Here is a 22532-nt window from a genome sequence, read left to right as displayed (position 1 = left end):
GTCCTCATTCGGTCGGCGCGATGCCGGTGATGGTCTTGGGCTGGAGCTTTTCGGATTCCGCTCGCGCCGCCTCGATCTGCCGCATCGCTGATGTAACCGCTTCGCGCATGGTGACAATTTTCCGGTCGGTCATGATGCCCTCTGTCTGGCTTGGAGATTGCGATATCGATCCATGAGTTTCTGCCGCTGGGCCTCGGCCTCGCGGTCAGCCCTGTCGCCGATGGCAGCCCATTCCCGGTCGATTTCGCGCTTTTCAGCCTCCGCCTCCGGCGTGGAGAACGTTGGAGAAGATGCCGATGCTCCTCCAGTGCGCTGGCGCTTCTGGTCGGCGAAATCGCGCATGTGTCCGTCGAAGAACCGCAGTGTGCTCGCCGGGGCGCCGCGCTTCTTGGCAGCCCCGTCACGGATCACCGAAACAATCTCGGATTCAGTCAGGCCAAGCCGGACCAGCCAGTCATCGACGGCAAGCATATCAGCCGCATCGCCTATCGCTGTCGGCCTGCCTGTTGCCGGATTGATCCCGCTTGGATGCCCCCCAGCGGCCTCGATCAATCGCTCTCGAAATGTCCCGTCTGGCGGCAGCGCAGCAGCCTGCGGATCAGCCCGGACAGTAGCCTCACTCTTATCCCTATTGCTGCTGCTACTTTCTGTATCTGTATCTGTATCTGTATGGTTGATCGCCCGTTGAACGTCCGTTGCCAGGGTTTGTTGATTTTGCTGCCTTTTTTCGGCGCTCGCTTTTCCTGCCTTAGATGCATTTTTCAAGTCGTGCGAACGATTTGAAATTTCGACTTCGGCCCGGTCGTTGGAAAGCATCCCGTCGCGCAGGGTGATTTTGCCGAGATCGAGCAGTTTTTCGAGCGTCTTGACGAAGGTCTTTTCTCGCATTCCGCAATAGGTCGAGAGGCGCAGAGGGTGGTATTCTACCGGCCCGTTTTCCTCGTAAATCCTGGCCAGCAACATGGTGTAGAGACCGACTTCCTGGGCGCTGAGGCCCCGCACCCCGTTCATGAAATCGGCGGGGTAGAACTTGAACCATGCCGCGCGTATGTCAGGCATAATCATCCCCCCACACGCTGTTCGTCGCCATGGCGCAACGGCATCGAGCGGTGCCCGTCTCGCCCATGCGCTGCTTGTTGACGATGATCTCCATGCGTCCCTTGGCGCGATCCATCTTGGACTGCCACTCGACCTGTGCGTCGACGGGATCGGTGATCGCCGGGCGCCCCTGCAGGAGGTAGTATTCTTCCCGGTAACAGAACAGAATGTTGTCGGCGTCTTGCTCAAGCTGGCCGGATTCGCGCAGGTCGGACATGACCGGTCGTTTGTCGTCGCGGCTCTCGATCTGGCGTGATAGCTGCGACAGGGCGATGACCGGGATCTTGAGCGTGACAGCCATCTTCTTGAGGGCGAGCGAAATGGCCGTGATCTGCTCATACCGGTTCTTGCCTGGCGCGGTCATCAGCTGGGCGTAGTCCACGATCAGCAATTTCAGGTCTGTGGCCCGCGCGATCTGCCGGACAGCAGAAATCATGGCTCCGGCATCGGAAAACCTGCTGGACAAAAACGTGATCGGCAGTTGCGCGGCCGCGTTGGCCTGCTCGATGAACATGCGGCATTCATCCTCGGTCATCGCTCCGCTGCGCATCTGGATGTAAGGAACGGCGCGCCCAGCGTTTGCCGTGGCCTCGGACGCCGCCCGCATGGCCATCGCCTCTGGCGTCATTTCCAGAGAGGCGATGGCCACAGCATGGCCCGCACGCGCCGCGTGAAGCGCAATCGACAGCGCGACCGCCGATTTTCCCGATCCGGGGCGACCGCCAAGGATGGTCAGTTCGCCAGGGAAAAATCCGGGGATGATGCTGTCCAGTGTCGATATGCCAGACCGGATCGAAAGCTGATGGTCGCCGCGATATGCGGTCATAGCCTGTTCAATCGCGCCGGTCATGGCGCGCAGCATTGAGACAGGCCCGTCCGTGTCTCCGATCTGCGACATGGCCATCATGGAGGTTTCGAGCCGCGCCGCCACATCCGCGGCCTTGATGTCGCCCCGCGCCAGCGATGCGGTCGCCTCGGAAATAGCCGCCTGGATCTGCCGCTTGCGGGCCAGTTCCGCCAAGGACTCTGCATATCCCTTGACGGCTGCCGGGCCGGGCGATGCGGATGCTATGCGGACCAGATACCTGCCGCCGCCCAGCTCTGACAGGCCGGGGTGATCCGCCATTTCCAGGGCGACCGTGACCGGATCGGCCAACAGGCCCGCCCTGTGCTTTTCCAGAATGGCTGAGAAAATGTCGGCATGGACCGGATCAAAGAACAGGTCAGCACCGCCCATGCGGTCGACCAGACCGGCCCGGTCCGCATTCATCAGCAGCTCGCCCAGGATCATCTGCTCGGCCTCGACCGAGAACATGGCCGGGGCCTCGTCTCGGATAGGGGTAACGGTATTCATTCCGCTGCCTCCGGTTTTTGGTTGGTGGATCTTTCCAGAAGCTCGCGCGCCAGATCGCCTATGCTGCGGAACGGTGCGGGCGCCTGCTGGGGTTTCTGTTCAGCCATCAAACCACCTCCACCTCGACGATCACCGCGCCCGCCTTGCACCGCTCGCCGCGCTCCAGCACCATGGCCCGCCATTCCCCATCATCGACGCCAAGGGCATCGGCCAGCGCGTCGAAGGCCGGCTTGAGCCGCTTGGCAAGGTTGTCGAAGTCGTAGCGGCTGACCCGCGGCGGCGGGCAGGCAACGACGACGATGCGTGACACGACCGTGCCGGCCGGCAGCCGCGGCACAGCCCTGCCCTTCTCGCGCATCAGCAGCGAGCAGCGCGCCTTGTAGGCGCTGGCGAGGCGGGCCTTGCCGCGGTAGTCGCCCTGCGATCCGTTGGGCGACAGGCCGGACGGCGGCCAGGGGAGAGTGGCCTTGGCGACGATCATCAGCTCAGATTCCCAGCCTCGCGCGATAGCTGGCCCGCAGCCTTAACCCGGCCCCCCCCCATTCGCCCTTACGGACAACGGCGCCGAGGTCGCGCACCAGGCCCTTTGGATAACCCTTGCGCTTAGCTGCGCTGGTCGCGTCCTTCTGGGCGTCGCTGTAGGGCTCTCCGACAACATGGCCATCGGCATAGAGCCGGGCGAAATGCTCCAGCTCGCGCTCGGTGGCGTCCCAGAGGCGATCCTTGACCGCCAGATCCTCGGCCGTTTCCTTGAACTTCATCTCAGGCCCTCCGATGGGTTGACTGGCCATCCGCCGCGGCCTGGAGGCGCCCCAGCGCCGTCGCGAGCCTCTGGCGAATACCCTGTGTCTCGACTGATTTTGGTGCGCGGCACGGGCATTCCGCGAGCGCGACGCGAAGGCCGTGAACCTCGGCCAAGGGTATGCGGATGACGGCATGGCCATCCTCGACGCGGACGGAGGCGGTCGGAGTCATGCCGAAGCCCTTCCGGTCGCTTCATCCGGGAACCCGCCCCATTGCGATGCCATTGCGGCAGCGAGGCCGGGGAAGAAGCGCGACCGATCTGCCTTGCGGGTCGGCCCCGGCGCCGCGCGGTGGATCTCGTCGCGTGCCGTGCTGCCGTCCAGCGTACCGGTCGGCTTGAGCTTGGGCAGGCCGCGCAACCACAGGCAGGTGCGCTTTTTCACGTTGTCCGGGCCGGCTTCGTCGGTCCCGAACTGCCACGGCTGGACGCTCTGCGCGAACGGCTCATAGCCGCGAATGCGCGCCTTGGCGTGCTTGTGCATGACCGGGTTTTCCACGGCGACGCGCGGGATCGGAGCGTTCCAGCAGTCCGAGAACAGCGCGGCGCCCTCATCCAGCAGTCGCCACATGATCGCCAGACGGGTGTCGCGATCCATCGCGTGCCACGCCGCTTTCTCGGCTGTCGTGGCTTCGTCCGGGGCGTTGGTCGGCGGCTCCTTGAGCCAGCGGACACCGCTATTCGCCAGCCGGGTGCAGGGCGGATGCATCACCGCCAGCAGATCCCAGCCATCGTGTAGCAGGTCGCGCACGTCACCGACGATGTGGCGGTTACTGCGATCCTCGGCCGGCATCAGGTCGCAGGACCACGCATCATGGCCGAGAGCGGCAAAGGCGCGGCGGACGATCCCGCTGCATTCGCAGGCAATCAGCACCCGCATCACGCCGCCTCCATCAACACCAGCGCCCGCTCCACGGAGATGTTGAGCGCCTCGGCGATGTCGGCCAGCGAATAGCCCTGCCCTCGCAGGATGCCGACCATCTCGCGCCGCGCCCGGTCGGCGGGTTTGAGCCTCGCCACCTTGGGCGCCGCCTGGGCCCGGGCCAGTTCCTCGACCCGGACGACCATCGCGCCGGGATAGGGCGTCACCGCCCGCTCCATAGCGGCCTGCTTGTCCGCCGCCCGGATGACGTGGCTGATGCGCCCGCCGGCCGCCGTCTCGACGGTGATCTGGAATTTCGGAAGGGTCATTGGGCTTTCCTTTCCCGGCGCTCGATCTCCTCATTCAAAAATTTTTGCAGGGAGGTCAGGCGCGTGGCAGCGAAGTGGGGCAGGAAGGCCAACCCCACGAAAAGCATGATCGCCCCCGTCACGAGGGTCTTGAGCATGGAGAGGGTCAGGATCATCCCCTTCCCTCCATGAAGTCCATGAACCGCCGCCCGGCGAGCGCGACCACGTCACCCGAAGGCCGGTTCGCGCCGTTCCACCAGTTCAGCGCCGTCTGGAAGGTCACGCCGAACGCCACCGATACCTCTTCGGGGTTCCGGTAGTTGGCGCGGATGAAATCCGACCAGAACGCGGCGAACCGCGCGCGGAAACTGCGCGGGTCAAAAACTTTGGGCAAAGACATTTGAGTGGTTCCTGTGCTGATTGGTCCTTGTGCATGAGGACGATCAGCAGAACGGTGAGAGGGGGCGGCAGCGGTCATCGCGTCGCCTCCTCGGGAGTTTGGGCGGGCGGGTTCTCGGCCATGTAGGCCAGAACTTTCTGCGCGATCTTCATGGTGCAATCGCCGCCGTTCACCAGGCGGTCATAGAGCCGGCTGTTGTTGGCGGCGCGTCCGGTAATCGTCGCCGGGGCGAGCCCGGTCTTCGACGAATGCGCTTGAATCGCTTTGATAAGATGTTCTCGGTCCATGACCAAAATATGGACTTTTGTCCACCGCTCGTCAACGGACTATTGTCCAGTGGCGGCAATCTCTTGCGGGCGCTTAGATGCGTGGCATGACAAAGCGGTTTTTCGACGCCCTTTCAGATGCCTTGGCCGCAACCGGCTGGTCCATCCCGGACCTAGCCGCTAGATCCGGCGTATCAAAAGATCAGATCACGAAGTTCATGCAGCGATCCAAGAAGGGCGTGCCGGCCTCGACGAATGTCGATGATGCCGTGAAGATCGCCCACGCCTTCGGGCTTACCCTCGACGAGATGATTCAGGACGACACGGCGCAGCTTCGATCCGAAGCCGTGCTTCTGTGGCAGTCACTGACGCAAGGAGAGCGGGATTTGCTGCGAGCCGCCGCACGCGGGCAGCGCGAGACGCAGGATCAGGGGCCTCCACAATGAATCGAAGGGCGGAAACAAAACCTCGCAGATCTTCATCATCCTTCACCGCCAAAGCCTCCCATTCCTTCTCCACAATAGGAACATTAGGCGAACATCCGCCCATGGGGCGACATGACGAAAAGGACAGGTGCGGTGAATGTTCGAGGCGGTGACGGCGGCAATAATCATGTCGGGTATAAGTGCGTTTCTGTCGAAAACAGGGTGGCGAGGTTTTTTGTTTGGCCTCGCAATGCTTACCGCGACCGGCGTCTTGCTGTTGGCAATCTTCTGGCTGATAGGCGCGCTTCCGTGATCCGAATCCTTGCTGCTGCCATGTTGCCCTTGCCTGGGTCCGCAGCGGCCATGTGCTTCGAGCCGTCCGAACCCTACTGCATCAGGGCATATGGCACGTTCGACGACCAATTCAGCTTTGAAAGCTGCCGCGGGCAACTCAGGAGCTATCAGAGCGATGTTGAGAGCTTCTTGGACTGCCAGCAGCGAGAGATCGACGATTCCGTAACCAAGATCGAGCAAGAGCAGGACAACATCCAGACAGCACAGAGAAAATCACGGGACGCTTTGGACGAGTTCAACTCTGCGGTGGAATACTGGAACTGCAAGGCGAACGGGGGGTCGATATGCTGACCCCCGAGGCCCGCATAGCCGCCCTCAAGGCCGAGGTAGCCGCTACGCAGGACGCGGCTGCGGCGATGGTGGTGACGACGATCCAGGCCATGGGTGCCACGCCGGGGCAGATGCTGCTGATCGCGCGGGAGTATCAGGCCATCGCGGACGGCCGGCGACGCAGCAGGATCACCGGCATCATCGCGCGGAAGGTGGCGGAGAGATTGAGGGGCGAGGGGTGAAATAAACCCCATATCGCCGAATCTGTGGCGATTCCGCCACATGACTACATATCGCGCCGAGAATCTGCATGGCCACAGGGTCTTGCGATTGATTGGTCATTTTCCCAGAGGGTAAAAAGAGAACGGCCGCAGGGTGTTGGAGCACCCTACGGCCAGAAGAACCCACCGTTGGCCCGGTGGAGGTGTGAATTCACAAGTGTTGTTATGCCAGCACCTGGGATTCTCGTCAAGCCGGGCCTCAACTCAAAGGAGGCCGCTATGCCGGCATACATCGTCGCTTATGACCTGAGAACTCCGGGCAAGGACTATACCAACCTCATCAAGGCCCTGGAATCCTTCCCGCACTGCAAGCCGCAGCAATCACTCTGGCTAATCGAAAGCGCTTATGGAGCAATCGCCATTAGAGACGCCCTCTCTAAGCACCTAGATTACAACGACACCATCATGGTCAGCGAAGTGAGCAGGTCTTGGGCTGGCAGGGGGATGCCCAAGTGTGGAGCTTGGCTCAACGCTAAGGGCTATTGATCCCGGTAGCTTAGAGCTTGCTGCAAGTTATCATCAATGGCCCCGGGCGGGCCATGCAGCACGCCCGGGGCCGCCCTCACGATATCCACGTTGCAGCCCTCTGCGCTAAGCGCGCGCAGGACGTCATGGCCAAGGTTCGTATCGGCCTCAACGTAGAACCGATGCCCTTCCTGAGTTAACCGCATTCCCATCCTCCGAATCGCCCGCCCCACGGCGGGCTTTTTGCTGCCACCGGCACCGCGCTGGCAGGGGCAGGATAGCATGGGCGAATCGGGGATGCAGCAGTTCATCAGGACATTTGTCCACTTTTCTGTTGACGTGGACATTTGTCCATGCAATCTTCATCTCAACGGCGCACCCCACCGCGCCAGCAGATGGAGCATCCCATGTCACGCCTGAACATCGAGAACTGCGTCGTCTGGGGCGCGATTGCGTGCCTGGTCGTCGCCTTCTGGGCGTCGGCCGTCGTCTTCGGCGTCCCGTTCGCCCGGCACCTCATCGAAGCCGCGACGCAGCGCCCCGCCGCCTGCGCCGGACTGAACGGCTGGGACTGCGCGGCCCGCGCGGAAGGGGGCTGGTGATGCCGCAGCCCGTCAACCTGAACGACCTCGCCAATATGCCAGGGTTCGGAGCGGCCAAGGCTGCGCTCCAGAAGGCCGGGCATTGGGATGAATTTGCCGGCGCAGGCCCGGAGCGTTCCTTCACGGTAGAGATCGAGGCCAGTTCGAAAGTCACGGCCACGATTACCGTCAAGGCCAGATCCCGTGCCGAAGCGGAGAAGATAGCCGACAGGCGCATCGAAGGCGGCAACGTCGATTGGGACGTAGGCCGCTACGACCTCGAAATCGACAGCATTGAAATTCGCGACAGTCAGGAGGACCGCTGATGGCCTTCCAGTTCGAGCCCTACCGCATCCCGCCGCACAGCGGCAGCGAAGACATCTCGGACGTGTGGGCCGAGGAAACCGACCCGGAGAACGAGCGGGGCGAGTGCTGCGAAGCGTTCTTCGACGACGAGGTGAGCGGCTACGGCTGCCACTGCGCGCTGATCGCAATCCGGGTCACCGGCGGGCTGGGGGATGACCTCTGGTCGGTGAACCTGCCCCGCGACATGGCGATGAAGCTGCTGAACCCCATGACCGTGACCCGGCTGGAGCGCCTGCGCGCCGACCGGCTGGACGAAGAATAACCCGAACCGGCCGGCGCCTCCCATTCCTCCCAGCCGGCCGCCCTGCCCCTGCGGCTTTCCTCCTCCCTGGCCGCAGGGGCGACAGTTTCAAACGAGGTTGAAGATGAAAGACTTGCTGACAGGCGCGCTTGGGCCGGGGGTCCATGACATCAGCGCCGAAGCTTATCACGCCGATCCGGCCGCCGTTCCGTCCATGTCCTCGACGCTGGCGCGGCTCATGCTGGCCCGCAGCCCGCGGCACGCCTGGACCGCGCATCCGCGGCTCAACCCGGATTATGAGTCGGTCGAGAAGAAGACCTTCGACATCGGCAGGGCCGCGCACCGGGCGGTGCTGGGCAAGGGCGGCGATTTCGTCGCGTATCCCGATCATGTGCTGGCGAAGAACGGTGCGGCCAGCACCACGGCGGCGAAAGAATGGGCGGAAGAAATTCGCGCCCGCGGCATGACGCCGGTGAAGTCCGACGAGTTCGACGCGGTGAACGATATGGCGGCCGAGATCATGGCGCGGCTCGCGTTCATGGAAATCGCATTTCCGCCGGCCAGGTCGGAGTTGACGGCCATCGCGGAAATCGACGGCGTGATGTGCCGCGCGATGATCGACCACGCGCCCGAAGACCCGCGCCAGCCGCTCTGGGATCTGAAAACCACCACCGACGCGAGCCCGGACGCGGTGATGCGCTCGATCATGGCCTATGGATACGACATCCAGGCCGCGCACTACACGGAAGTGTGGAAGGCTGCGACGGGCGAGGACCGGGCGTTCCGGTTCGTGTTCGTCGAAAAGGAGGCGCCGCACGAATGCTGCGTCGTCCAGCTCGGCGGCGACAGCATGGTCATGGCGCGCAAGCGCACCGCACGGGCGCGCGAAATGTGGCGGCATTGCCTGACCACCGGCCAGTGGCCTGGATATCCCGCCGAAATCGTCCAGCTGGAGCTGCCCGAGTTCTACCAGGCGCGCTGGCTGGAGCGTGAAACCTTCGAGGCCGAGGTGAAGAAAGCCACCGGCCGCGATGTCCTTGAAGCCGCCTACAGGTGGCAGGCCCCCGAAAATCATGGAGAAACGCCGTGGGCATGATCCGCTTCATTCCGGTCGCTGAACTGAACGACCCTCTTACCCTGTCCATCGGACTGTCCGGCGGATCGGGAACCGGGAAGACCTATACCGCGCTGCTCATGGCGCGCGGCATCGCCGAGACGATGACGGGCCGCAAGGGCGCACCCATCGGCTATGTCGATACCGAGAACCGCCGAGCCCTGCACTACAAGGCGGCATTCCCCGAAATGTGCCATTTCGATTTCAAGGCGGTCGACGAGGCCGGCAATCTGGTCGGGTTCGGCCCGGAACGGTGGATCGAGGTCATCGACGCCGCAGAGGCAGCCGGCCTGCCGGTGCTGATCCTCGACAGCTTCTCTCATGCCTGGGAGGGCGTCGGCGGGGTGCTGGACCTTCACGCCACGACGCTGGAGCGCCTGACCGGAGGCGACGGCTCCTTGGCCGACAAGCGCAGTCAGCTTGCCTGGGCAGAGGTGAAACCGCGCTACCGCCGTCTTATCGATCGCATCGTGCGCGCCAAGACGAACATCATCATCTGCACCCGAGCCAAGCCGGTCATGCAGAGCGGATTCGGCAGCAAGACCAAGAACGCCCGCAAGACTAAGACCCGCCGCGAGGACGTGCCGTGGGATCCGGCCAGCGATGGCGATCTTATGTTCGAGATGACGACGATGGTCATACTCGACCCGTCGGCGCCCGGCTGCCCGGTCCACCAGATCAAGGTCGCTGACCAGTTCAAGACGCTGCTGGACCCGCGGCGCCCCATGGGCGTGGATACCGGGCGGTCCATGGCCGAGTGGGCCAAGGGCCAGGGCGACGCGCAGAGGCAGAAAGAGATCCTCGATCACGCCCGCGAGAAGGCGCGCGAAGGAACGGCCCGCTTTACGGACTGGTGGCGCTCAGGCGAAGGCATTGCCGCCCGGTCGGTAGCGCGAACGATCATCGACGAGTTGAAAGCGCTGGCCGAGGCAGCGGATCGTGATGCCGCCGCCTCCGAGGACGATCCGTTCGGAGATGCTGGCCATGACAATGACGACGGCCTGACCCCCGATCAGCGCGCCGAGCTGGAGGCGGCCGAATCCGCGTTCCGCTCCAGCCATGCCGAACCCGCCTGAACCCTGCCGCCGCGCTCCAATCGTCGGGCGCGGCCAACTCCCCGGCTGGCCGGTTCGCCATCGCCAGCTGGGGCTTTTCCAGAGAGGAGCCAACCATGCAGGACAACGACACCTATACCGTCGCCGCCGACGAACTGCGCCAGTTCGTGGAGCGGATCGAGCAGCTGGAAAGCGAAAAGAAGGACATCACTGAGCAGATTAAAGAGGTCTACGCCGAGGCAAAGGGCCGCGGATATGACGGCCCCGCTTTGCGCCAGATCGTCTCCCTGCGCCGGAAGGACAAGGACCAGGTGGCCGAGGAAGCAGCGATTCTCGAACTCTACAAGTCCGCCCTCGGCATGGCCTGACCCGGCCCTAGCGCAGAAGGAGCGCAACGCAATGATCGCACAAGCTCACATTTTCACCGGCACGGAGATCAGCACCGGCCGTCGTCGCCCGTCCGAAATCGTCGCGGAATACGACGCAAAGCGCGCGGCGTTGGCCGATGCGCTGGCAGCGTTCGAGGACGCTGGGTCCGCCCTCAAGGCAGCCGCCACCATCGGCGGGACGTGGGGCAACGTCACGCTGGACACCGGCCGGGGCATCTATCCCAGCTTGCTGGAAAAATCGCTGCTCCAATCGGCGTGGCGGCATGTCTACGAGCTGTATGGTCTGGAGCAGATCGCCAGCGCATCGGCAAAGCGGGCCTATGAACAGATGTTCAGCGCACCGCCGCCGTTCACGGTAGAGAGCATCCGTGACAAATTCGGCGAGCTGGTTTCCGATCCGTGGGGCAGCGTCCTGCGCGGGCTGGCCGAGGTATTCTGCCAGCTCGATCCGGCGTTCAAGAGCCACGAAAAGATGAAGATCGGGGTGAAGGGCCTGCCCAAGCGCGTGATCCTCGATAACGTGGCCGGCTACGGTTCGTGGGGCCGGGATCGCCTGCGCGACATCCTCAACGCGCTGGCCGCTTATCAGGGAAAGCCGCTGGTCGAATACCGCGAGATGGAGACGCTGCTTGAGGGCGGCTCTCTGCTGGATGCTTGGACCGCGCCGAAGGACTCCCACCGGCCCGAGACCACATTCCCGGCGCGCGGCGTCTGGCTCAAGCGGTTCGCCAACGGCAACGGGCACCTGTATTTCAGCCCCGAGGCCTTGGCCGACATCAACCGCGCGCTGGCCGAATACTATGGCGACGTGCTGCCCGACTGCCCGGATGACGACGCTCGGCCGACCCGGAAGCGCGCCAGCACGGCGGTCAGCAAGGATCTGCAATATTACCCCACGCCGACCGCGGTGGTGGATCGGGTGCTGGCCGACCTGCGCTATCGGATGCCCGGCCAGCGCGTGCTGGAGCCGTCCTGCGGCTGCGGGCGCTTCATGGACGCCCTGCGCGCCGCCGGCGCCGATGTGATCGGCTGCGAGGTGGACCCGGTGCGCGCCGCGATGTGCGAGGCCAAGGGGCACCGTGTCATGCGGATGAATTTCCTCGAAACCGTGCCGACCGCTGACTTCGACCAGGTGGTGATGAATCCGCCGTTCTATGGCCGCCACTATGCCAAGCACGTGCGGCACGCGCTGAAATTCCTCAAGCCCGGCGGCCGGCTGACCGCGATCCTGCCCGCCTCGGCGCGCTACGACCATGGCGAGATGGATGACCTGAACCCGCATTGGAATGACCTGCCGGTCGGCTCGTTTAGCGAAAGCGGCACCAACATCAACACCACCGTCGCGACGATCAGGGTGGCCTCCGCATGACCCCCATCGACACGGCAGAACTGGAGCGGCTGGCGGAGAGCATCACGCCGGGGCCGTGGAACAGCTCCATTCACGGAAGCCAAGTCCTGACCGGGGATAGCTGGAATACCATATGTGAAATCAGGGTTCGCAAGGATTTCTCTGCGGCACAATGGGAGGATGGACGAGGATCATCTGACCCCACCGCCAACGCCCGCGCCATCGCTCTCGTGCCCGCCCTGATCCACGAAGTCCTTGCCCACCGCAAGGCAGGTGAGAGCATGAACGGCCGGGCCGTGATGACTATCTACGCCTGCCCAACGCCGCAAGAGATCACGTCCTGGGCGGAAAGCGCCCTGCGGAATGTCCCGGATGGGAGCCTGACGCGAGCCTTCATGCGCGAACTTATCGCTGACTTCGCAGACGGACTGTCGGCCTTGCGCACCACCCCCGAAGTCGAAGGAGGCTGTGATGCAGAATGATGAAATGCCGGAACGGATTTGGCTGATCCCCAACGCGGGCAATGACGGCGAAACCGTATGGTGCGACGATCCTGCGCCCGGCGCGGATATGGACCCGGATGACGCGGCTGAATACCTGCGCCGCGACCTCTGCGCCTCGGGGCAGGTGCGGGCGCTGATGGATGCTTCCGAATACCTTGCCCGTGAGTATGAGAAAGGTGGATTTCCCAGCTATGCAAATCTTGCTCGGCATAGGAGTGGAAGTTTCACCCTATGCACCATTAGAGCGATTGAGAAAGCCCAGCATGACGCCCTGACGTCAGCCCCGCACCCCGCGCCCGTCACCGCGCAAGAGGCGGTGCCGGTGGCGTGGCGGTATCGGTATGTCGATCCAGTCAGCGGCAAACCGATCTGGCGCTATAGCAACAATCTCTGGAACGGCCAGAGGCCGAGCGAAAGCCAGCCCCTCTTCGCCCACCCGCCCCAGCCCAGCGAGACGGTCGCGGAGGCGGCAACCCATGCGCTCGATGCATGCCGCATCATCGACGCGGCAGTTTTGGAAGGGCACGACAACGTCAGCGACCTGATCTGTCATCTGCTTGAGGCCGTCGAACCGGCCCGCGCCGCCCTGCGCGCCCTGAAAGAAGCCGAGCGCAACGCCCTGGCCGCGCCATGCAGATGAGCCTGCTGTGACCAGAGCAGCCCGCACCGAACACATCACCGCAGGAGAGAGAGCATGAAGAAAGCAATGCGCAAGTTTTTCGCGGACGGCGGTGGAGCGAAACATTTCAGCCTGTCCTACTATTCGCCGGACGTAGATGCGAGCTGGACCATCGACGTTGAGGCCGATGACAGCCTGCAAGTGATCTACCGGCGCAAGGATTTGCCGCAGACCTACGACCCCGAAACCAAGGGGCCGAAGGACAATCCCGACGAAGATTTCTGGCTTTACCTGTCCCCGCATGACGCCGCCGTGATCGGCGCGGCTCTTTGCGCATGGGCAGCGGCGCAATCCTCACAGAAATGGAGACGCTGAAATGACCGACACGCGCGAACTGGTGGAGCTTGACAACTATCTGCGCGACCCGAGCGTCGGGTTGCCGTGGGAAGTCCGCATCAAAATCGCCGACCTCATAACCGCGCAGGCCGAGGAAAACCGGAGGCTGCGGGAGGCGATCCTTCGTGAGGCAGCCGCGATCTGCAAGCGCATTCGGCTGCGACCGGATCTATCCGAGGATGAGCGTGTCGGCGTCTTGGAATGCGCACTGGCCTTGACGGATGAAGCCAACGCAGCCCGCGCCGCCCTGTCCAGCACGGGGGAGAAGGGGTGATGGATCGCCTTGCATACACTTTCTGGATGCGCGCGCCGTTCTGGCTCAGAGACACCGCGCTTGGTCGCTGGCTGCTGCCATTCGCAGGGCGGCACGAATACCGGACAGGGAGGCGGGGATGAGTGAGGGAGAGCAATTCCCCACAGCCATGAGATGGGTGGAAACCTACTCTGCTGCGGGGACCGCTAAGCTTCCGTGCCCGCTCTGCCGGGGGCAAGGTTGGCTGCATTTTAGCTGTGGAACGCCGTGGCGGTGCAAGTGCAATCACTCATCGTCGCTGACACCGCCGGCATATCGTACCGCACAGAGGGAGGCGTAGATGGGGAGGCCGGAAACCACGCTCAAGCGCATGCTGATCGCCAGCAAGGAAGCCGGCTATATCGTGGCCGGCGCCAAGGCCGAGGGCGACAAGATCGAACTGATATTCGAGACGCCGAAGGATGCCCTGCCCGCTGACCTGATCAATTGGAGCCGCAAGAAGTGAAGCGGTCTTTGCCGGCATATGTTTATGCAAAGGGGAAGCGGGGCTATCTCTATTTCTGCCGGTGGGGCAAGACCCAGCGGATGTATGCTGTGCCGGGAACAGCGGAGTTTGCGGCGGAATATGCCCTGCTGATGCGCGGCCGCCCGCCTGCCCCGAAGCGAACGATCAAGGGGCTGATCCAGAAATACATGGAATCCGAACGCTGGCCCGCGCTCGCTCAGAACACCAAGAAATCCTATCGTCGGCATTTCGGCTATCTGGAAGAGGTTGCGGGGCACATCGACCCGGCCACGCTGCGCACCGCCCATATCTACGAGATGCGGGACGCGCTGCGAGACACGCCGACCGATGCCAACCGAAAGATCGGCGCCCTATCCACGCTGCTGGCGCATGGCGTTCGGATCGGCTGGTTGGACCGCAACCCAGCCGAGGGGGTCGAGAAGCTCAAGGGCCTGCGCCCACCGCGCGAGCCGTGGCCGGAGGCGAAGATAAAGGCGTTCAGAGAGGCAGCCGCCCCGCTGCCCTTGCTCATCTTCGAGATGCTGCTGGGGACCGGACAGCGAATCGGGGACGTGCTGAAAATGCGCTGGGATGATATTGAGGACGGCGGGATCTGGGTTCGGCAGCAGAAGACCGGGGCCGGCATCTTCGTGCCGTTCACCGATGGGCTGGCCGCGATCCTCGAACAGACGCAGCGACAAGGCGACACGATCATAGCGCAGCCAAACGGTCGGCCGTGCAGCTACTCGTTCGCCCACAAACTGGTGACGGAAGTGCGGGTCAAGATCGACGCCATGGCTTGGGACATACATGCTCTGCGCCATTCCGCCGCCGCTGAAATTGCCAGCCTGCCGGGCATGAGCATTGAGCATGTTATGGCAATCACGGGCCATTCGAGCGAGCAAATGGCGCGCCACTACAGCCGCAAAGCCGACATGCGCGCGAAGGCCAGAGAGGCCCAGAACGCACGGAGAACGAAGCACGAAACAGGAAATGCAGGCTGAAACGGCATATTCTGACTATGAAAAATCAACAGGTTACAGTAAAATGAAAGTGGTTCAGGAACATCTCCTTGGTCAGCGTCGTGCCCTTGCGCAGGCTCAGCAGTTCCAGGATCTGATATTCCTTGCCGGTCAGGTTGACCGCGCGCCCGCCCACCTCGACCGAGCGCGCGTCCAGGTTCACCACCATCTCGCCGGTGCGGATCACCGACTGGCTGTGGCCCTTGGAGCGGCGGATGATGGCCTGGATGCGGGCGACCAACTCGTCGCGGTTGAAGGGCTTGGTCATGTAGTCGTCGGCGCCGAAGCCGAAGCCGCGCAGCTTGCTTTCGGTGTCGTCCGAGCCGGTCAGAATCAGGATCGGCGTGTCGATGCGCGACATGCGGATCTGGCGCAGCACCTCCATCCCGTGCATGTCCGGCAGGTCCAGGTCCAGCAGGATCAGGTCGTAATCATAGAGCTTGGCAAGGTCGATGCCCTCCTCGCCCATGTCGGTGCGATAAACGTTATAACTCGCGTTCATCAGCATCAGCTCGATGCTGCGCGCCGTGGTCGGATCATCCTCGACCAGAAGGATTCGCATGTCATTTCCCCTTGCTAACCAGGCTACTGGCAAAACCTCCCAGCAAAAGGTTAATATCACGTTACCGGTTTATTTATCAAATTTGTCTCAACTTATGGTTGCCGAAATTTTTGCATATGCGTGATTTTCAACGCATTGCGACCGTGCTGGCGAAAGGCGCGGGCCCAGGCGTCGAACTCTTCCTCGGTCAGGCCATAGCGGCGAATCGCCTCGTCCCGCGTCAGAAGACCGTAATGCACCGCATCGACCACCGCCGCCTTGCGGCTGGCCACCCAGCGGGTCTGCGGCTGGGGCAGATCGGCCTGGGTCAGGATGCTGCCATCGGGCAGGATCGCGGTGCGCAGACCGGGCGTTTTCTTCAAAAACATCGGCAAGTCCCTGTTCTCTCTGCCTCCTTGTCGCGCAAACTTCTTAAGCCCCGGTGAAGCGGCTCAGGGTTTTTCCGGCCCCGGCCCTTGAGAATTGCCGGTTTTTGCCTATAAATGTCATGAACTGCGGGCCAGAGCAGCGCGCCCGCGCAAAGGACGATCCATGACAGCGCCAAGCCCCTCTCTGCGCCATGCCGCGCCAGATTCGACCATGAATTCGCTGGGCTTTGCCAAGCCGCCGGCGCAGACGCGCGTGGTCGTGGCCATGTCGGGGGGGGTCGACAGCTCGGTGGTGGCCGCCATGCTGGCCGCGCAGGGCTACGACGTGATCGGCGTGACCCTGCAGCTTTACGACCACGGCGCGGCGCTGGCGAAAAAGGGCGCCTGCTGCGCCGGGCAGGACATCCACGACGCCCGCCGCGTGGCCGAGCGCATCGGTTTCCCGCATTACGTGCTGGATTACGAGAACAGGTTTCGCGAATCGGTGATCGAGGAATTCGCCGACGCCTATCTGGCCGGCGCCACCCCGGTGCCCTGCATCCGCTGCAACGAGCGGGTGAAGTTCCGCGACCTGCTGGAGACCGCGCGCGAGCTTGACGCCGATTGCATGGCGACGGGACATTACATCCGCCGCTTCGACGGCGCGAAGGGCGCCGAGCTGCACATGGCGGCCGATCCGAACCGCGACCAGAGCTATTTCCTGTTCTCGACCACGCAGGAGCAGCTGGATTTCCTGCGCTTCCCGCTGGGGGGGCTGGCCAGCAAGGCCGAAACGCGGGCGCTGGCGGCGCAATACGGGCTTGCGGTTGCCGACAAGCCCGACAGCCAGGACATCTGCTTCGTGCCGAATGGCGATTACGCCAGCGTGATCGAGAAGCTGCGTCCCGGCGCCGCCGATCCCGGCGAAATCGTGGATATGGACGGCCAGGTGCTGGGCACGCATCGCGGCGTGATCCACTATACCATCGGCCAGCGCCGCGGCCTGGGCATCGGCGGCCTGGGCGATCCGCTTTACGTGGTGCGGCTGGAGCCCGAAACGCGGCGCGTCGTCGTCGGCCCCAAACAGGCGCTGGCGACCCGGATCGTGCCCGTGACCGAGGTGAACTGGCTGGGCGACGAACCGCTTGCCGGCGAAATCCCGATCACCGCCCGCATCCGCTCGACCCGGCCGCCGCGCCCGGCCATCCTGCGCGCGACCGGCGATGGGCGTGCCGAGGTGGAACTGCTGGCCCCGGAGGAAGGCGTCAGCCCCGGCCAGGCCTGCGTCTTCTATGCCACCGAGGGCAGCCGCGTGCTGGGCGGCGGCTGGATTGCACACCGCCGCGGCGGCTGAGTTCAGGCCGCCGCAGCCAGCAGGCGGATGCGCTCGACCATGGCGCGCAACCCATTGGATCGCTGCGCCGAAAGATGCTCCTCCAGCCCCAGCCGGCCAAGTTCGGCGCTGGCATTGATCGCCGCCACCTCTTGCACCGGCACGCCGGAATAAAGCGCATGCAGGATGGCGATCAGCCCGCGCACGATCAGCGCATCGCTGTCGCCCTGGAAGTCGAAGCGCCCGTCCTCGATCCGGGGCATGATCCAGACCTGGCTGGCGCAGCCCTCGACCTTGGTGGCGGGCACCTGCAACGAGGGGTCCATCGGCGCCATCGCCTTGCCCAGTTCGATGACATGGCGATAACGCTCTTCCCAATCCTCCAGGAAATCGAAGGTCTCGGCGATTTCTTCAAAGGCGGGCGTGGCCATCGGGGCATCCTCTTGCATCGGGCGGCACTGGCATAGCGCGATGGGCCCGCAAGGTCAAAGAGGCTTTCGCGCCCGCCCGACTTGGCCTATCACTGCGGCAAAGACTTGGGACAAACGGGGGCAGCCTTCATGCGATCGGGAACCTTGGGCATTCTTGCCTGTGCGATGCTGGTGCTGGGCGGTTGCGGCCGCATGGGGGACAGCAGCCTCAACCCGTTCCGCTGGTTCGGCGGCGGCGCGGCGCCCCAGCAGTCGCTGGAACCCGAGGGCGGCTATCCGACCACGGTGCAGGACGGGCGCCTGCCGCTGGCCCAGGTCACCAGCGCGAAATGGGAACCGCTCTACGAAGGGCGGATGCTGGTCGTGACTGGGCTTGCCGCCAGCAAGGGCTGGTGGAAGGTGGCGCTGATCACCGAGGTGCCCATGCCGAGGGGACGCATCCGCCCCGATCAGGACGGCGTGCTGCGCCTGCGGCTGGTCGGCCAGCCGCCCCTGCCCGACAGCTTCGCCGCCGCCAATCCGCCGCAGCCCGCCAGCGACACGGTGACGGTGGCGCTGACGCTTCCCAACGCCGCCCTGGCGGACCTGCGCGAGGTGGTGATCACCGGCGCCGGCAACGCGATCACGCTGCGCCGCTGACGCCGGGCACAAGCCCGGTTCGGCCGCGCGCAGGGCTGCAGGCAAACCGCGGCCGGCGCGGTGGCACCTTGGGTATTTGGGAAACGGTGAAGATCATGGCGTCGCCCCTGTCTTCTTCGTTCCTCAAATACCCATGGCGACCTTGCCGCATCGCCCCATCCGCCATCCGATCACCGCGCCGACGTGCCGGGAATGCACAGTCTTGGGCTGAACGCAGGCAGGGTGGCCGCCGCGGCAGGAAAAGCCCGCATGAGACCATGCGGGCCGCTCTCGAAATGCCGGTGGCCGCGGGCCGGTCAGGCCATCTTGCGCAGATAGGTCCAGGTCGGCACGCGGGCATCGCGCGCCACGGACCAGCTCTCCGCATCGCCGAGATATTCGAAGCCGCAATTGGTCAGCACCCGCGCCGAGCCGGGATTGTCCTGGAACGCCTCGGCAAACAGGGTGCGCGAGCCGTGCGGATTGGCCTCGACCAGGGCCGAGACCGCCTCGGTCGCGAAACCGGTGTTCCAGAACCCTGCGCCGATCCAGAAGCCCAGTTCGGACTGCTCCTTGTCGATCCGGGTCAGCGAGACCACGCCCAGAACCTCGGCCAGCTTGTTGGCCGAGCCGTCGATGGCCCAGACATCCTCGTCCCGGTCGGCCGCCATGGCGCGGCGGACATAGGCCTCGGACGCGCCGGGCGGCAAGGGGTGCGGGATCGAACGGGTTCCCTCGGCCACGCGTCGGTCGGCGGTGTAATGCGCGATGAGCCCGGCATCCGATGCCCGAAGCGGGCGCAGGACGAAGCGCTCGGTCACGATCTCGATCTGCCGTGCGTCCGAGGAAATCAATTCGTTCATGTCACTCTTCTCCCCCAATTACTCGCAATCATATGGGTACGGCCCCGGAAAACGCGAAGGGGACCGGCCTTGCCGATCCCCCAATTTGACGTCCGGGCGTTGAAATCGGCTTACTCGGCGGCCTCGAGATTGGCGGGAAGCACGGAAATATAGGTGCGGCCCTTCAGACCCTTCTTGAAGGTTACATGGCCGTCGGCCAGCGCGAACAGGGTATGGTCGCGGCCCATGCCGACGTTCTGGCCCGGCCACCAGGTGGTGCCGCGCTGACGCACGATGATGTTGCCGGCAACGGCCTGCTGGCCGCCGAAGAGTTTCACGCCGAGACGACGACCGGCCGAATCGCGGCCGTTGCGGGACGAACCGCCTGCTTTCTTATGTGCCATGGCTCAGTCTCCTTCTGCCTCAGTTGGCGTCTTCGGCCGAGGCTTCGGCTTCCGACTTCTTGGCTTTCGCCGGCTTGGCGGCCGGTGCGAGTTTGGTGCGCGCGCCGACGGCGGCTTTCACATCGGTCTTGTCGCCGCCCTTTTCAAGCAGCTCGGTGATGCGAACCAGCGTCAGCTGCTGGCGGTGGCCGCGGGTGCGCTGCGACGAATGCTTGCGGCGGCGCTTGACATAGGTGATGACCTTGTCGGCCTTGATGGTGTCGATCACCTCAGCCTGCACGGCGGCGCCGGCAACCAGCGGCGCGCCGACGGTGGCACCGATCATCAGCACCTCGTTGAACTGGACCTGGTCGCCGGCCTCGGCGTTCAGTTTTTCGACGCGCAGCACGTCACCGGCCTGAACCCGGTATTGCTTGCCGCCCGTCTTGAGAACTGCGAACATTCCGTCTTTCCTTGCTCTGCCGCGTCCTTCGGCCCCTGGCTTGCAGGTGTTGCCGGGGCCAGGCCCCGCCTTCGGACAGCGCACCCATTGTCTCGGGTGAGGTTCAAAATAGGATGCCGGCAACGGACATGCGCCCGGCCGGTCGCGGGTATATCGCGGATTCGGCCGGGCAAGTCAACCGAAATGGCGGCTCAGCGCCACAGATCGCGCGCCGCCTCGACCGTGATTCGCCGGCCTTCGCGAAGCTCGGTCAGGCTGCCCGACAAAAGCGGCGCCGGGCGCGGATCCGTGCCCAGATAGGCGCCGCGGGCGCGGTTGTGGGGATGGCGCGGCGCCTCGGCAATGGACAGCACCGGAGCGGCGCAGGCATCCGTCCCCTCCAGCTCGGCCGCCCAGTCGTCGCGGCTGCGTGTGGCGATCCGCGCCGCCAGGATCGCGCGCAGCGCGGTCCAGTTCGCCGGATCGGCACGGTCGGGCAGATCGGATTCGGAAAGCCCCAGCCGCCGGACCAGTTCGGCCCAGAACTGCGGCTCGATGGCGGCGACGGCCAGGAAACCGCCGCAGGCGCAGGGATAGCAGCTGTAATAGGGCGCGCCGCCGTCCAGCAGGTTCGCCTGGCGCTCATCGCGCCACAGCCCGTTCGCGCGCAGCCCCGAGATCATCGCCATCAGATGCGCCACCCCGTCGGTGATGGCGGCATCGACCACTTGGCCCCGGCCGGTCTCGCGCGCCCGCAGGATCGCCGCCAGCATGCCGGCGACCAGATACATCGAGCCGGCGGCGAAATCGCCGACCAGGTTCAGCGGCGGCACCGGATGATTCGCGGGGCCGATGGCGGAAAGCGCGCCGGTGATCGCCAGATAGGTCAGGTCGTGGCCGGCCGAATGTGCCAGCGGGCCGGTCTGGCCCCAGCCGGTCATGCGGCCATAGACCAGCCGCGGGTTTTCCGGGAAATCCCCGGGGCCCAGGCCCAGCCGCTCCATCACGCCGGGGCGCATGCCCTCGATCACCGCATCGCCGCGCAGGATCAGGTCGCGCGCGATGTCGCGGCCCTCGGGCGATTTCAGGTCAAGCTCCAGCCAGTCGCGGCCGCGGTCCAGCACGTCGCGCTTCATCGGGAAGATCTGCGGCGCGCCGGGCCGGGCGATGCGGACCACCTGCGCGCCGTGGTCGGCCAGCCACATCGCGGCGAAGGGCGTCGGGCCGATGCCGGCGATCTCGACGATGCGCAGGCCGCAGAGCGCGCCGCTCATGGCTGGCCTTTGGGGAAATGGTGGGCGGTGAGGGACTCGAACCCCCGACATTCTCGGTGTAAACGAGACGCTCTACCAACTGAGCTAACCGCCCCCGTGCCGGCTGATAGCGCGATCCCGGCGCCCTTGGCAAGCACGGGCGTCACCGGCGCAGCCGCGCAATCAGCGACGAGGTGTCCCAGCGCCCGCCGCCCATGGCCTGCACCTCCTTGTAGAACTGGTCGACCAGCGCCGTCACCGGCAGGCTCGCCCCGGTCTCGTCGGCGGTGGCCAGGCAGATGCCCAGATCCTTGCGCATCCAGTCCACCGCGAAACCAAAGTCGAAACGGTTCTCGGCCATGGTCTGATGGCGGTTCGCCATCTGCCAGCTGCCGGCGGCGCCCTGGCTGATGACCTCGACCACCTCGGCGATCGACAGCCCGGCCTTCTCGGCGAAATGCAGCGATTCCGACAGGCCCTGCACCAGCCCGGCGATGGCGATCTGGTTGCACATCTTGGCCAGCTGCCCCGCACCCGAGGGGCCCATGAGCTTGCAGATCTTGGCATAGGCGGCGATCACCGGCTCGGCCTGGGCGTAATCGGCGGGGGTGCCGCCGCACATCACCGAAAGCTGGCCGTTCTCGGCTCCCGCCTGCCCGCCCGAGACCGGCGCATCGACGAAGCCCAGCCCGGCCTCGGTGGCGACGGCGGAAAGCTCGCGCGTGACCGCGGCCGAGACCGTGGTGTGATCGACGAAGACCGCGCCCTTCCCCATGCCGGCAAAGGCGCCGGCCTCGCCCAGGCAGACCTGGCGCAGGTCGTCGTCATTGCCGACGCAGGCCATGACGAATTCGGCGCCCTCGGCCGCCTCGCGCGCGGTGACGGCCACGCGGCCCCTGTGGGCTGCGGCCCAGGTCTCGGCCTTGGCGGGGCTGCGGTTCCAGACCGTCACCTCATGCCCCGCGGCGGCCAGGTGGCCTGCCATGGGAAAGCCCATCACCCCAAGTCCCAGAAATGCCACGCGCGCCATCGGTTTCTTCCTTT

The 22532-nt window shown here is 64.6% G+C and carries 37 protein-coding genes, 1 tRNA gene and 1 pseudogene; 20 read left to right on the top strand and 19 right to left on the bottom strand.

Going from position 1 to position 22532, the window contains the following annotated elements; translation table 11 throughout:
- Positions 1-4 precede the first annotated feature (4 nt).
- From ACNKFW_RS15490 to ACNKFW_RS15445, 10 genes are all read right to left on the bottom strand, one after another.
- Positions 5-133 carry a hypothetical protein gene (locus ACNKFW_RS15490; protein ID WP_418024932.1) on the bottom strand — a complete coding sequence of 43 codons (129 nt, stop codon included), beginning with the start codon at positions 131-133 and terminating at the stop codon, positions 5-7.
- Entirely contained in the window at positions 130-1059 is a 930-nt protein-coding gene (locus tag ACNKFW_RS15485; RefSeq protein WP_418024930.1) for a DUF1376 domain-containing protein, read from the bottom strand. The genes ACNKFW_RS15490 and ACNKFW_RS15485 overlap by 4 nt, the downstream gene beginning before the upstream one ends.
- Positions 1052-2452 (bottom strand): replicative DNA helicase, encoded by a 1401-nt coding sequence (locus ACNKFW_RS15480; RefSeq protein ID WP_418024928.1) that lies wholly within the window; start codon positions 2450-2452, stop codon positions 1052-1054. The genes ACNKFW_RS15485 and ACNKFW_RS15480 overlap by 8 nt, the downstream gene beginning before the upstream one ends.
- Positions 2453-2558: 106 nt before the next feature.
- The gene (locus tag ACNKFW_RS15475; RefSeq protein ID WP_418024926.1) at positions 2559-2933 is read right to left on the bottom strand and encodes a hypothetical protein; all 375 of its coding nucleotides are present in this window, start codon (positions 2931-2933) and stop codon (positions 2559-2561) included.
- Between the two features lie 4 nt (positions 2934-2937).
- Positions 2938-3213 carry a hypothetical protein gene (locus tag ACNKFW_RS15470; protein ID WP_418024924.1) on the bottom strand — a complete coding sequence of 92 codons (276 nt, stop codon included), beginning with the start codon at positions 3211-3213 and terminating at the stop codon, positions 2938-2940.
- A gap of 210 nt (positions 3214-3423) precedes the next feature.
- Positions 3424-4134 (bottom strand): hypothetical protein, encoded by a 711-nt coding sequence (locus ACNKFW_RS15465; RefSeq protein WP_418024922.1) that lies wholly within the window; start codon positions 4132-4134, stop codon positions 3424-3426.
- On the bottom strand, positions 4134-4445 hold the full coding sequence (locus ACNKFW_RS15460) for a hypothetical protein (RefSeq protein WP_418024920.1): 312 nt from the start codon (positions 4443-4445) through the stop codon (positions 4134-4136). Before ACNKFW_RS15460 ends, ACNKFW_RS15465 begins: the two co-directional genes overlap by 1 nt.
- Positions 4442-4600, bottom strand: a complete 159-nt coding sequence (locus ACNKFW_RS15455; protein ID WP_418024918.1) for a hypothetical protein — start codon at positions 4598-4600, stop codon at positions 4442-4444. The genes ACNKFW_RS15460 and ACNKFW_RS15455 overlap by 4 nt, the downstream gene beginning before the upstream one ends.
- Entirely contained in the window at positions 4597-4902 is a 306-nt protein-coding gene (locus ACNKFW_RS15450) for a hypothetical protein (protein ID WP_418024917.1), read from the bottom strand. Before ACNKFW_RS15450 ends, ACNKFW_RS15455 begins: the two co-directional genes overlap by 4 nt.
- Complete coding sequence (locus ACNKFW_RS15445; RefSeq protein ID WP_214273729.1) at positions 4899-5111, bottom strand: hypothetical protein; 213 nt, start codon at positions 5109-5111, stop codon at positions 4899-4901. The genes ACNKFW_RS15450 and ACNKFW_RS15445 overlap by 4 nt, the downstream gene beginning before the upstream one ends.
- Positions 5112-5188: 77 nt before the next feature.
- Here ACNKFW_RS15445 and ACNKFW_RS15440 point away from each other — a divergent pair, with 77 nt between their 5' ends.
- The 18 genes from ACNKFW_RS15440 (at position 5189) to ACNKFW_RS15355 (ending at position 15259) form a co-directional block, all read left to right on the top strand.
- Positions 5189-5536 (top strand): helix-turn-helix domain-containing protein, encoded by a 348-nt coding sequence (locus ACNKFW_RS15440; protein WP_418024915.1) that lies wholly within the window; start codon positions 5189-5191, stop codon positions 5534-5536.
- 136 nt (positions 5537-5672) lie between these two features.
- Positions 5673-5828: a hypothetical protein gene (locus tag ACNKFW_RS15435; RefSeq protein WP_418024913.1), complete on the top strand. Its 156-nt coding sequence runs from the start codon at positions 5673-5675 to the stop codon at positions 5826-5828.
- Positions 5825-6160, top strand: a complete 336-nt coding sequence (locus ACNKFW_RS15430) for a hypothetical protein (RefSeq protein WP_418024911.1) — start codon at positions 5825-5827, stop codon at positions 6158-6160. The genes ACNKFW_RS15435 and ACNKFW_RS15430 overlap by 4 nt, the downstream gene beginning before the upstream one ends.
- Positions 6154-6381: a hypothetical protein gene (locus ACNKFW_RS15425; RefSeq protein WP_418024909.1), complete on the top strand. Its 228-nt coding sequence runs from the start codon at positions 6154-6156 to the stop codon at positions 6379-6381. Before ACNKFW_RS15430 ends, ACNKFW_RS15425 begins: the two co-directional genes overlap by 7 nt.
- Before the next feature lie 258 nt (positions 6382-6639).
- A complete protein-coding gene (locus ACNKFW_RS15420; RefSeq protein WP_418024907.1) occupies positions 6640-6906 on the top strand; it encodes a hypothetical protein in 267 nt (88 codons plus the stop codon).
- Positions 6907-7292: 386 nt separating this feature from the next.
- A complete protein-coding gene (locus ACNKFW_RS15415) occupies positions 7293-7487 on the top strand; it encodes a hypothetical protein (RefSeq protein WP_418024906.1) in 195 nt (64 codons plus the stop codon).
- Complete coding sequence (locus ACNKFW_RS15410) at positions 7487-7792, top strand: hypothetical protein (RefSeq protein ID WP_418024904.1); 306 nt, start codon at positions 7487-7489, stop codon at positions 7790-7792. Before ACNKFW_RS15415 ends, ACNKFW_RS15410 begins: the two co-directional genes overlap by 1 nt.
- The gene (locus ACNKFW_RS15405; protein WP_418024902.1) at positions 7792-8094 is read left to right on the top strand and encodes a hypothetical protein; all 303 of its coding nucleotides are present in this window, start codon (positions 7792-7794) and stop codon (positions 8092-8094) included. The genes ACNKFW_RS15410 and ACNKFW_RS15405 overlap by 1 nt, the downstream gene beginning before the upstream one ends.
- A gap of 103 nt (positions 8095-8197) precedes the next feature.
- The gene (locus ACNKFW_RS15400; protein ID WP_418024900.1) at positions 8198-9169 is read left to right on the top strand and encodes a PD-(D/E)XK nuclease-like domain-containing protein; all 972 of its coding nucleotides are present in this window, start codon (positions 8198-8200) and stop codon (positions 9167-9169) included.
- Entirely contained in the window at positions 9166-10263 is a 1098-nt protein-coding gene (locus ACNKFW_RS15395; RefSeq protein ID WP_418024898.1) for an AAA family ATPase, read from the top strand. The genes ACNKFW_RS15400 and ACNKFW_RS15395 overlap by 4 nt, the downstream gene beginning before the upstream one ends.
- Before the next feature lie 95 nt (positions 10264-10358).
- Positions 10359-10610, top strand: coding sequence for a DUF2312 domain-containing protein (locus ACNKFW_RS15390; protein WP_116222294.1), 252 nt, complete (start codon positions 10359-10361; stop codon positions 10608-10610).
- A 31-nt stretch (positions 10611-10641) separates the two neighbouring features.
- A complete protein-coding gene (locus tag ACNKFW_RS15385; RefSeq protein ID WP_418024896.1) occupies positions 10642-12000 on the top strand; it encodes a DUF4942 domain-containing protein in 1359 nt (452 codons plus the stop codon).
- Positions 11997-12461: a hypothetical protein gene (locus tag ACNKFW_RS15380; RefSeq protein WP_418024894.1), complete on the top strand. Its 465-nt coding sequence runs from the start codon at positions 11997-11999 to the stop codon at positions 12459-12461. The genes ACNKFW_RS15385 and ACNKFW_RS15380 overlap by 4 nt, the downstream gene beginning before the upstream one ends.
- On the top strand, positions 12451-13122 hold the full coding sequence (locus ACNKFW_RS15375) for a hypothetical protein (protein WP_418024892.1): 672 nt from the start codon (positions 12451-12453) through the stop codon (positions 13120-13122). The genes ACNKFW_RS15380 and ACNKFW_RS15375 overlap by 11 nt, the downstream gene beginning before the upstream one ends.
- 54 nt (positions 13123-13176) lie before the next feature.
- Complete coding sequence (locus tag ACNKFW_RS15370; protein WP_418024890.1) at positions 13177-13476, top strand: hypothetical protein; 300 nt, start codon at positions 13177-13179, stop codon at positions 13474-13476.
- 1 nt (position 13477) lies between these two features.
- Positions 13478-13771 carry a hypothetical protein gene (locus ACNKFW_RS15365; protein ID WP_418024888.1) on the top strand — a complete coding sequence of 98 codons (294 nt, stop codon included), beginning with the start codon at positions 13478-13480 and terminating at the stop codon, positions 13769-13771.
- Positions 13772-14090: 319 nt separating this feature from the next.
- Positions 14091-14255, top strand: coding sequence for a hypothetical protein (locus ACNKFW_RS15360; RefSeq protein ID WP_155987319.1), 165 nt, complete (start codon positions 14091-14093; stop codon positions 14253-14255).
- An 8-nt stretch (positions 14256-14263) separates the two neighbouring features.
- The gene (locus tag ACNKFW_RS15355; RefSeq protein WP_418024886.1) at positions 14264-15259 is read left to right on the top strand and encodes a tyrosine-type recombinase/integrase; all 996 of its coding nucleotides are present in this window, start codon (positions 14264-14266) and stop codon (positions 15257-15259) included.
- 43 nt (positions 15260-15302) lie between these two features.
- Here the strand turns inward: ACNKFW_RS15355 and ACNKFW_RS15350 are convergent.
- Positions 15303-15839 (bottom strand): annotated as a pseudogene (locus ACNKFW_RS15350) (response regulator); the annotation flags it as partial.
- A gap of 92 nt (positions 15840-15931) precedes the next feature.
- On the bottom strand, positions 15932-16207 hold the full coding sequence (locus ACNKFW_RS15345; RefSeq protein ID WP_147428937.1) for a DUF1153 domain-containing protein: 276 nt from the start codon (positions 16205-16207) through the stop codon (positions 15932-15934).
- 163 nt (positions 16208-16370) lie between these two features.
- On the opposite strand from ACNKFW_RS15345, the gene mnmA reads away from it, so the two are divergent.
- Positions 16371-17540 carry a tRNA 2-thiouridine(34) synthase MnmA gene (mnmA, locus tag ACNKFW_RS15340; RefSeq protein ID WP_024844470.1) on the top strand — a complete coding sequence of 390 codons (1170 nt, stop codon included), beginning with the start codon at positions 16371-16373 and terminating at the stop codon, positions 17538-17540.
- Between the two features lie 2 nt (positions 17541-17542).
- Here the strand turns inward: mnmA and ACNKFW_RS15335 are convergent, their stop codons facing one another.
- Positions 17543-17950, bottom strand: coding sequence for a SufE family protein (locus ACNKFW_RS15335; RefSeq protein WP_024844469.1), 408 nt, complete (start codon positions 17948-17950; stop codon positions 17543-17545).
- A 129-nt stretch (positions 17951-18079) separates the two neighbouring features.
- On the opposite strand from ACNKFW_RS15335, the gene ACNKFW_RS15330 reads away from it, so the two are divergent.
- Positions 18080-18589 carry a hypothetical protein gene (locus ACNKFW_RS15330; protein ID WP_147428938.1) on the top strand — a complete coding sequence of 170 codons (510 nt, stop codon included), beginning with the start codon at positions 18080-18082 and terminating at the stop codon, positions 18587-18589.
- 296 nt (positions 18590-18885) lie between these two features.
- Here ACNKFW_RS15330 and ACNKFW_RS15325 read toward each other — a convergent pair whose 3' ends face one another.
- The 6 genes from ACNKFW_RS15325 to ACNKFW_RS15300 all read right to left on the bottom strand — a co-directional run bounded on the left by ACNKFW_RS15325 (position 18886) and on the right by ACNKFW_RS15300 (position 22518).
- Positions 18886-19431, bottom strand: a complete 546-nt coding sequence (locus ACNKFW_RS15325; protein WP_024844467.1) for a GNAT family N-acetyltransferase — start codon at positions 19429-19431, stop codon at positions 18886-18888.
- Positions 19432-19541: 110 nt separating this feature from the next.
- The gene (rpmA, locus tag ACNKFW_RS15320; RefSeq protein WP_024844466.1) at positions 19542-19814 is read right to left on the bottom strand and encodes a 50S ribosomal protein L27; all 273 of its coding nucleotides are present in this window, start codon (positions 19812-19814) and stop codon (positions 19542-19544) included.
- Positions 19815-19833: 19 nt separating this feature from the next.
- Entirely contained in the window at positions 19834-20256 is a 423-nt protein-coding gene (gene rplU, locus ACNKFW_RS15315) for a 50S ribosomal protein L21 (protein WP_147428939.1), read from the bottom strand.
- A gap of 191 nt (positions 20257-20447) precedes the next feature.
- A complete protein-coding gene (locus ACNKFW_RS15310) occupies positions 20448-21509 on the bottom strand; it encodes a CaiB/BaiF CoA transferase family protein (RefSeq protein ID WP_147428940.1) in 1062 nt (353 codons plus the stop codon).
- An 18-nt stretch (positions 21510-21527) separates the two neighbouring features.
- Positions 21528-21603 (bottom strand) — tRNA-Val (locus ACNKFW_RS15305).
- Positions 21604-21651: 48 nt separating this feature from the next.
- The gene (locus ACNKFW_RS15300; protein ID WP_024844463.1) at positions 21652-22518 is read right to left on the bottom strand and encodes an NAD(P)-dependent oxidoreductase; all 867 of its coding nucleotides are present in this window, start codon (positions 22516-22518) and stop codon (positions 21652-21654) included.
- Between the last annotated feature and the right edge of the window lie 14 nt (positions 22519-22532).

The sequence above is a fragment of the Paracoccus sp. TD-10 genome (genome assembly GCF_048270675.1).
In the GTDB taxonomy this organism is placed as follows: domain Bacteria; phylum Pseudomonadota; class Alphaproteobacteria; order Rhodobacterales; family Rhodobacteraceae; genus Paracoccus; species Paracoccus pantotrophus.
This window is presented reverse-complemented; position numbering and strand designations above follow the sequence as displayed.

Bases quoted from the DNA above. Each gene is read 5' to 3' on its own strand.
- ACNKFW_RS15490 (WP_418024932.1), bottom strand. From the start codon at position 133: ATGACCGACCGGAAAATTGTCACCATGCGCGAAGCGGTTACATCAGCG.
- ACNKFW_RS15485 (WP_418024930.1), bottom strand. From the start codon at position 1,059: ATGCCTGACATACGCGCGGCATGGTTCAAGTTCTACCCCGCCGATTTC.
- ACNKFW_RS15480 (WP_418024928.1), bottom strand. From the start codon at position 2,452: ATGAATACCGTTACCCCTATCCGAGACGAGGCCCCGGCCATGTTCTCG.
- ACNKFW_RS15475 (WP_418024926.1), bottom strand. From the start codon at position 2,933: ATGATCGTCGCCAAGGCCACTCTCCCCTGGCCGCCGTCCGGCCTGTCG.
- ACNKFW_RS15470 (WP_418024924.1), bottom strand. From the start codon at position 3,213: ATGAAGTTCAAGGAAACGGCCGAGGATCTGGCGGTCAAGGATCGCCTC.
- ACNKFW_RS15465 (WP_418024922.1), bottom strand. From the start codon at position 4,134: ATGCGGGTGCTGATTGCCTGCGAATGCAGCGGGATCGTCCGCCGCGCC.
- ACNKFW_RS15460 (WP_418024920.1), bottom strand. From the start codon at position 4,445: ATGACCCTTCCGAAATTCCAGATCACCGTCGAGACGGCGGCCGGCGGG.
- ACNKFW_RS15455 (WP_418024918.1), bottom strand. From the start codon at position 4,600: ATGATCCTGACCCTCTCCATGCTCAAGACCCTCGTGACGGGGGCGATC.
- ACNKFW_RS15450 (WP_418024917.1), bottom strand. From the start codon at position 4,902: ATGACCGCTGCCGCCCCCTCTCACCGTTCTGCTGATCGTCCTCATGCA.
- ACNKFW_RS15445 (WP_214273729.1), bottom strand. From the start codon at position 5,111: ATGGACCGAGAACATCTTATCAAAGCGATTCAAGCGCATTCGTCGAAG.
- ACNKFW_RS15440 (WP_418024915.1), top strand. From the start codon at position 5,189: ATGCGTGGCATGACAAAGCGGTTTTTCGACGCCCTTTCAGATGCCTTG.
- ACNKFW_RS15435 (WP_418024913.1), top strand. From the start codon at position 5,673: ATGTTCGAGGCGGTGACGGCGGCAATAATCATGTCGGGTATAAGTGCG.
- ACNKFW_RS15425 (WP_418024909.1), top strand. From the start codon at position 6,154: ATGCTGACCCCCGAGGCCCGCATAGCCGCCCTCAAGGCCGAGGTAGCC.
- ACNKFW_RS15420 (WP_418024907.1), top strand. From the start codon at position 6,640: ATGCCGGCATACATCGTCGCTTATGACCTGAGAACTCCGGGCAAGGAC.
- ACNKFW_RS15415 (WP_418024906.1), top strand. From the start codon at position 7,293: ATGTCACGCCTGAACATCGAGAACTGCGTCGTCTGGGGCGCGATTGCG.
- ACNKFW_RS15410 (WP_418024904.1), top strand. From the start codon at position 7,487: ATGCCGCAGCCCGTCAACCTGAACGACCTCGCCAATATGCCAGGGTTC.
- ACNKFW_RS15405 (WP_418024902.1), top strand. From the start codon at position 7,792: ATGGCCTTCCAGTTCGAGCCCTACCGCATCCCGCCGCACAGCGGCAGC.
- ACNKFW_RS15400 (WP_418024900.1), top strand. From the start codon at position 8,198: ATGAAAGACTTGCTGACAGGCGCGCTTGGGCCGGGGGTCCATGACATC.
- ACNKFW_RS15395 (WP_418024898.1), top strand. From the start codon at position 9,166: ATGATCCGCTTCATTCCGGTCGCTGAACTGAACGACCCTCTTACCCTG.
- ACNKFW_RS15390 (WP_116222294.1), top strand. From the start codon at position 10,359: ATGCAGGACAACGACACCTATACCGTCGCCGCCGACGAACTGCGCCAG.
- ACNKFW_RS15385 (WP_418024896.1), top strand. From the start codon at position 10,642: ATGATCGCACAAGCTCACATTTTCACCGGCACGGAGATCAGCACCGGC.
- ACNKFW_RS15380 (WP_418024894.1), top strand. From the start codon at position 11,997: ATGACCCCCATCGACACGGCAGAACTGGAGCGGCTGGCGGAGAGCATC.
- ACNKFW_RS15375 (WP_418024892.1), top strand. From the start codon at position 12,451: ATGCAGAATGATGAAATGCCGGAACGGATTTGGCTGATCCCCAACGCG.
- ACNKFW_RS15370 (WP_418024890.1), top strand. From the start codon at position 13,177: ATGAAGAAAGCAATGCGCAAGTTTTTCGCGGACGGCGGTGGAGCGAAA.
- ACNKFW_RS15365 (WP_418024888.1), top strand. From the start codon at position 13,478: ATGACCGACACGCGCGAACTGGTGGAGCTTGACAACTATCTGCGCGAC.
- ACNKFW_RS15360 (WP_155987319.1), top strand. From the start codon at position 14,091: ATGGGGAGGCCGGAAACCACGCTCAAGCGCATGCTGATCGCCAGCAAG.
- ACNKFW_RS15345 (WP_147428937.1), bottom strand. From the start codon at position 16,207: ATGTTTTTGAAGAAAACGCCCGGTCTGCGCACCGCGATCCTGCCCGAT.
- mnmA (WP_024844470.1), top strand. From the start codon at position 16,371: ATGACAGCGCCAAGCCCCTCTCTGCGCCATGCCGCGCCAGATTCGACC.
- ACNKFW_RS15335 (WP_024844469.1), bottom strand. From the start codon at position 17,950: ATGGCCACGCCCGCCTTTGAAGAAATCGCCGAGACCTTCGATTTCCTG.
- ACNKFW_RS15330 (WP_147428938.1), top strand. From the start codon at position 18,080: ATGCGATCGGGAACCTTGGGCATTCTTGCCTGTGCGATGCTGGTGCTG.
- ACNKFW_RS15325 (WP_024844467.1), bottom strand. From the start codon at position 19,431: ATGAACGAATTGATTTCCTCGGACGCACGGCAGATCGAGATCGTGACC.
- rpmA (WP_024844466.1), bottom strand. From the start codon at position 19,814: ATGGCACATAAGAAAGCAGGCGGTTCGTCCCGCAACGGCCGCGATTCG.
- rplU (WP_147428939.1), bottom strand. From the start codon at position 20,256: ATGTTCGCAGTTCTCAAGACGGGCGGCAAGCAATACCGGGTTCAGGCC.
- ACNKFW_RS15310 (WP_147428940.1), bottom strand. From the start codon at position 21,509: ATGAGCGGCGCGCTCTGCGGCCTGCGCATCGTCGAGATCGCCGGCATC.
- ACNKFW_RS15300 (WP_024844463.1), bottom strand. From the start codon at position 22,518: ATGGCGCGCGTGGCATTTCTGGGACTTGGGGTGATGGGCTTTCCCATG.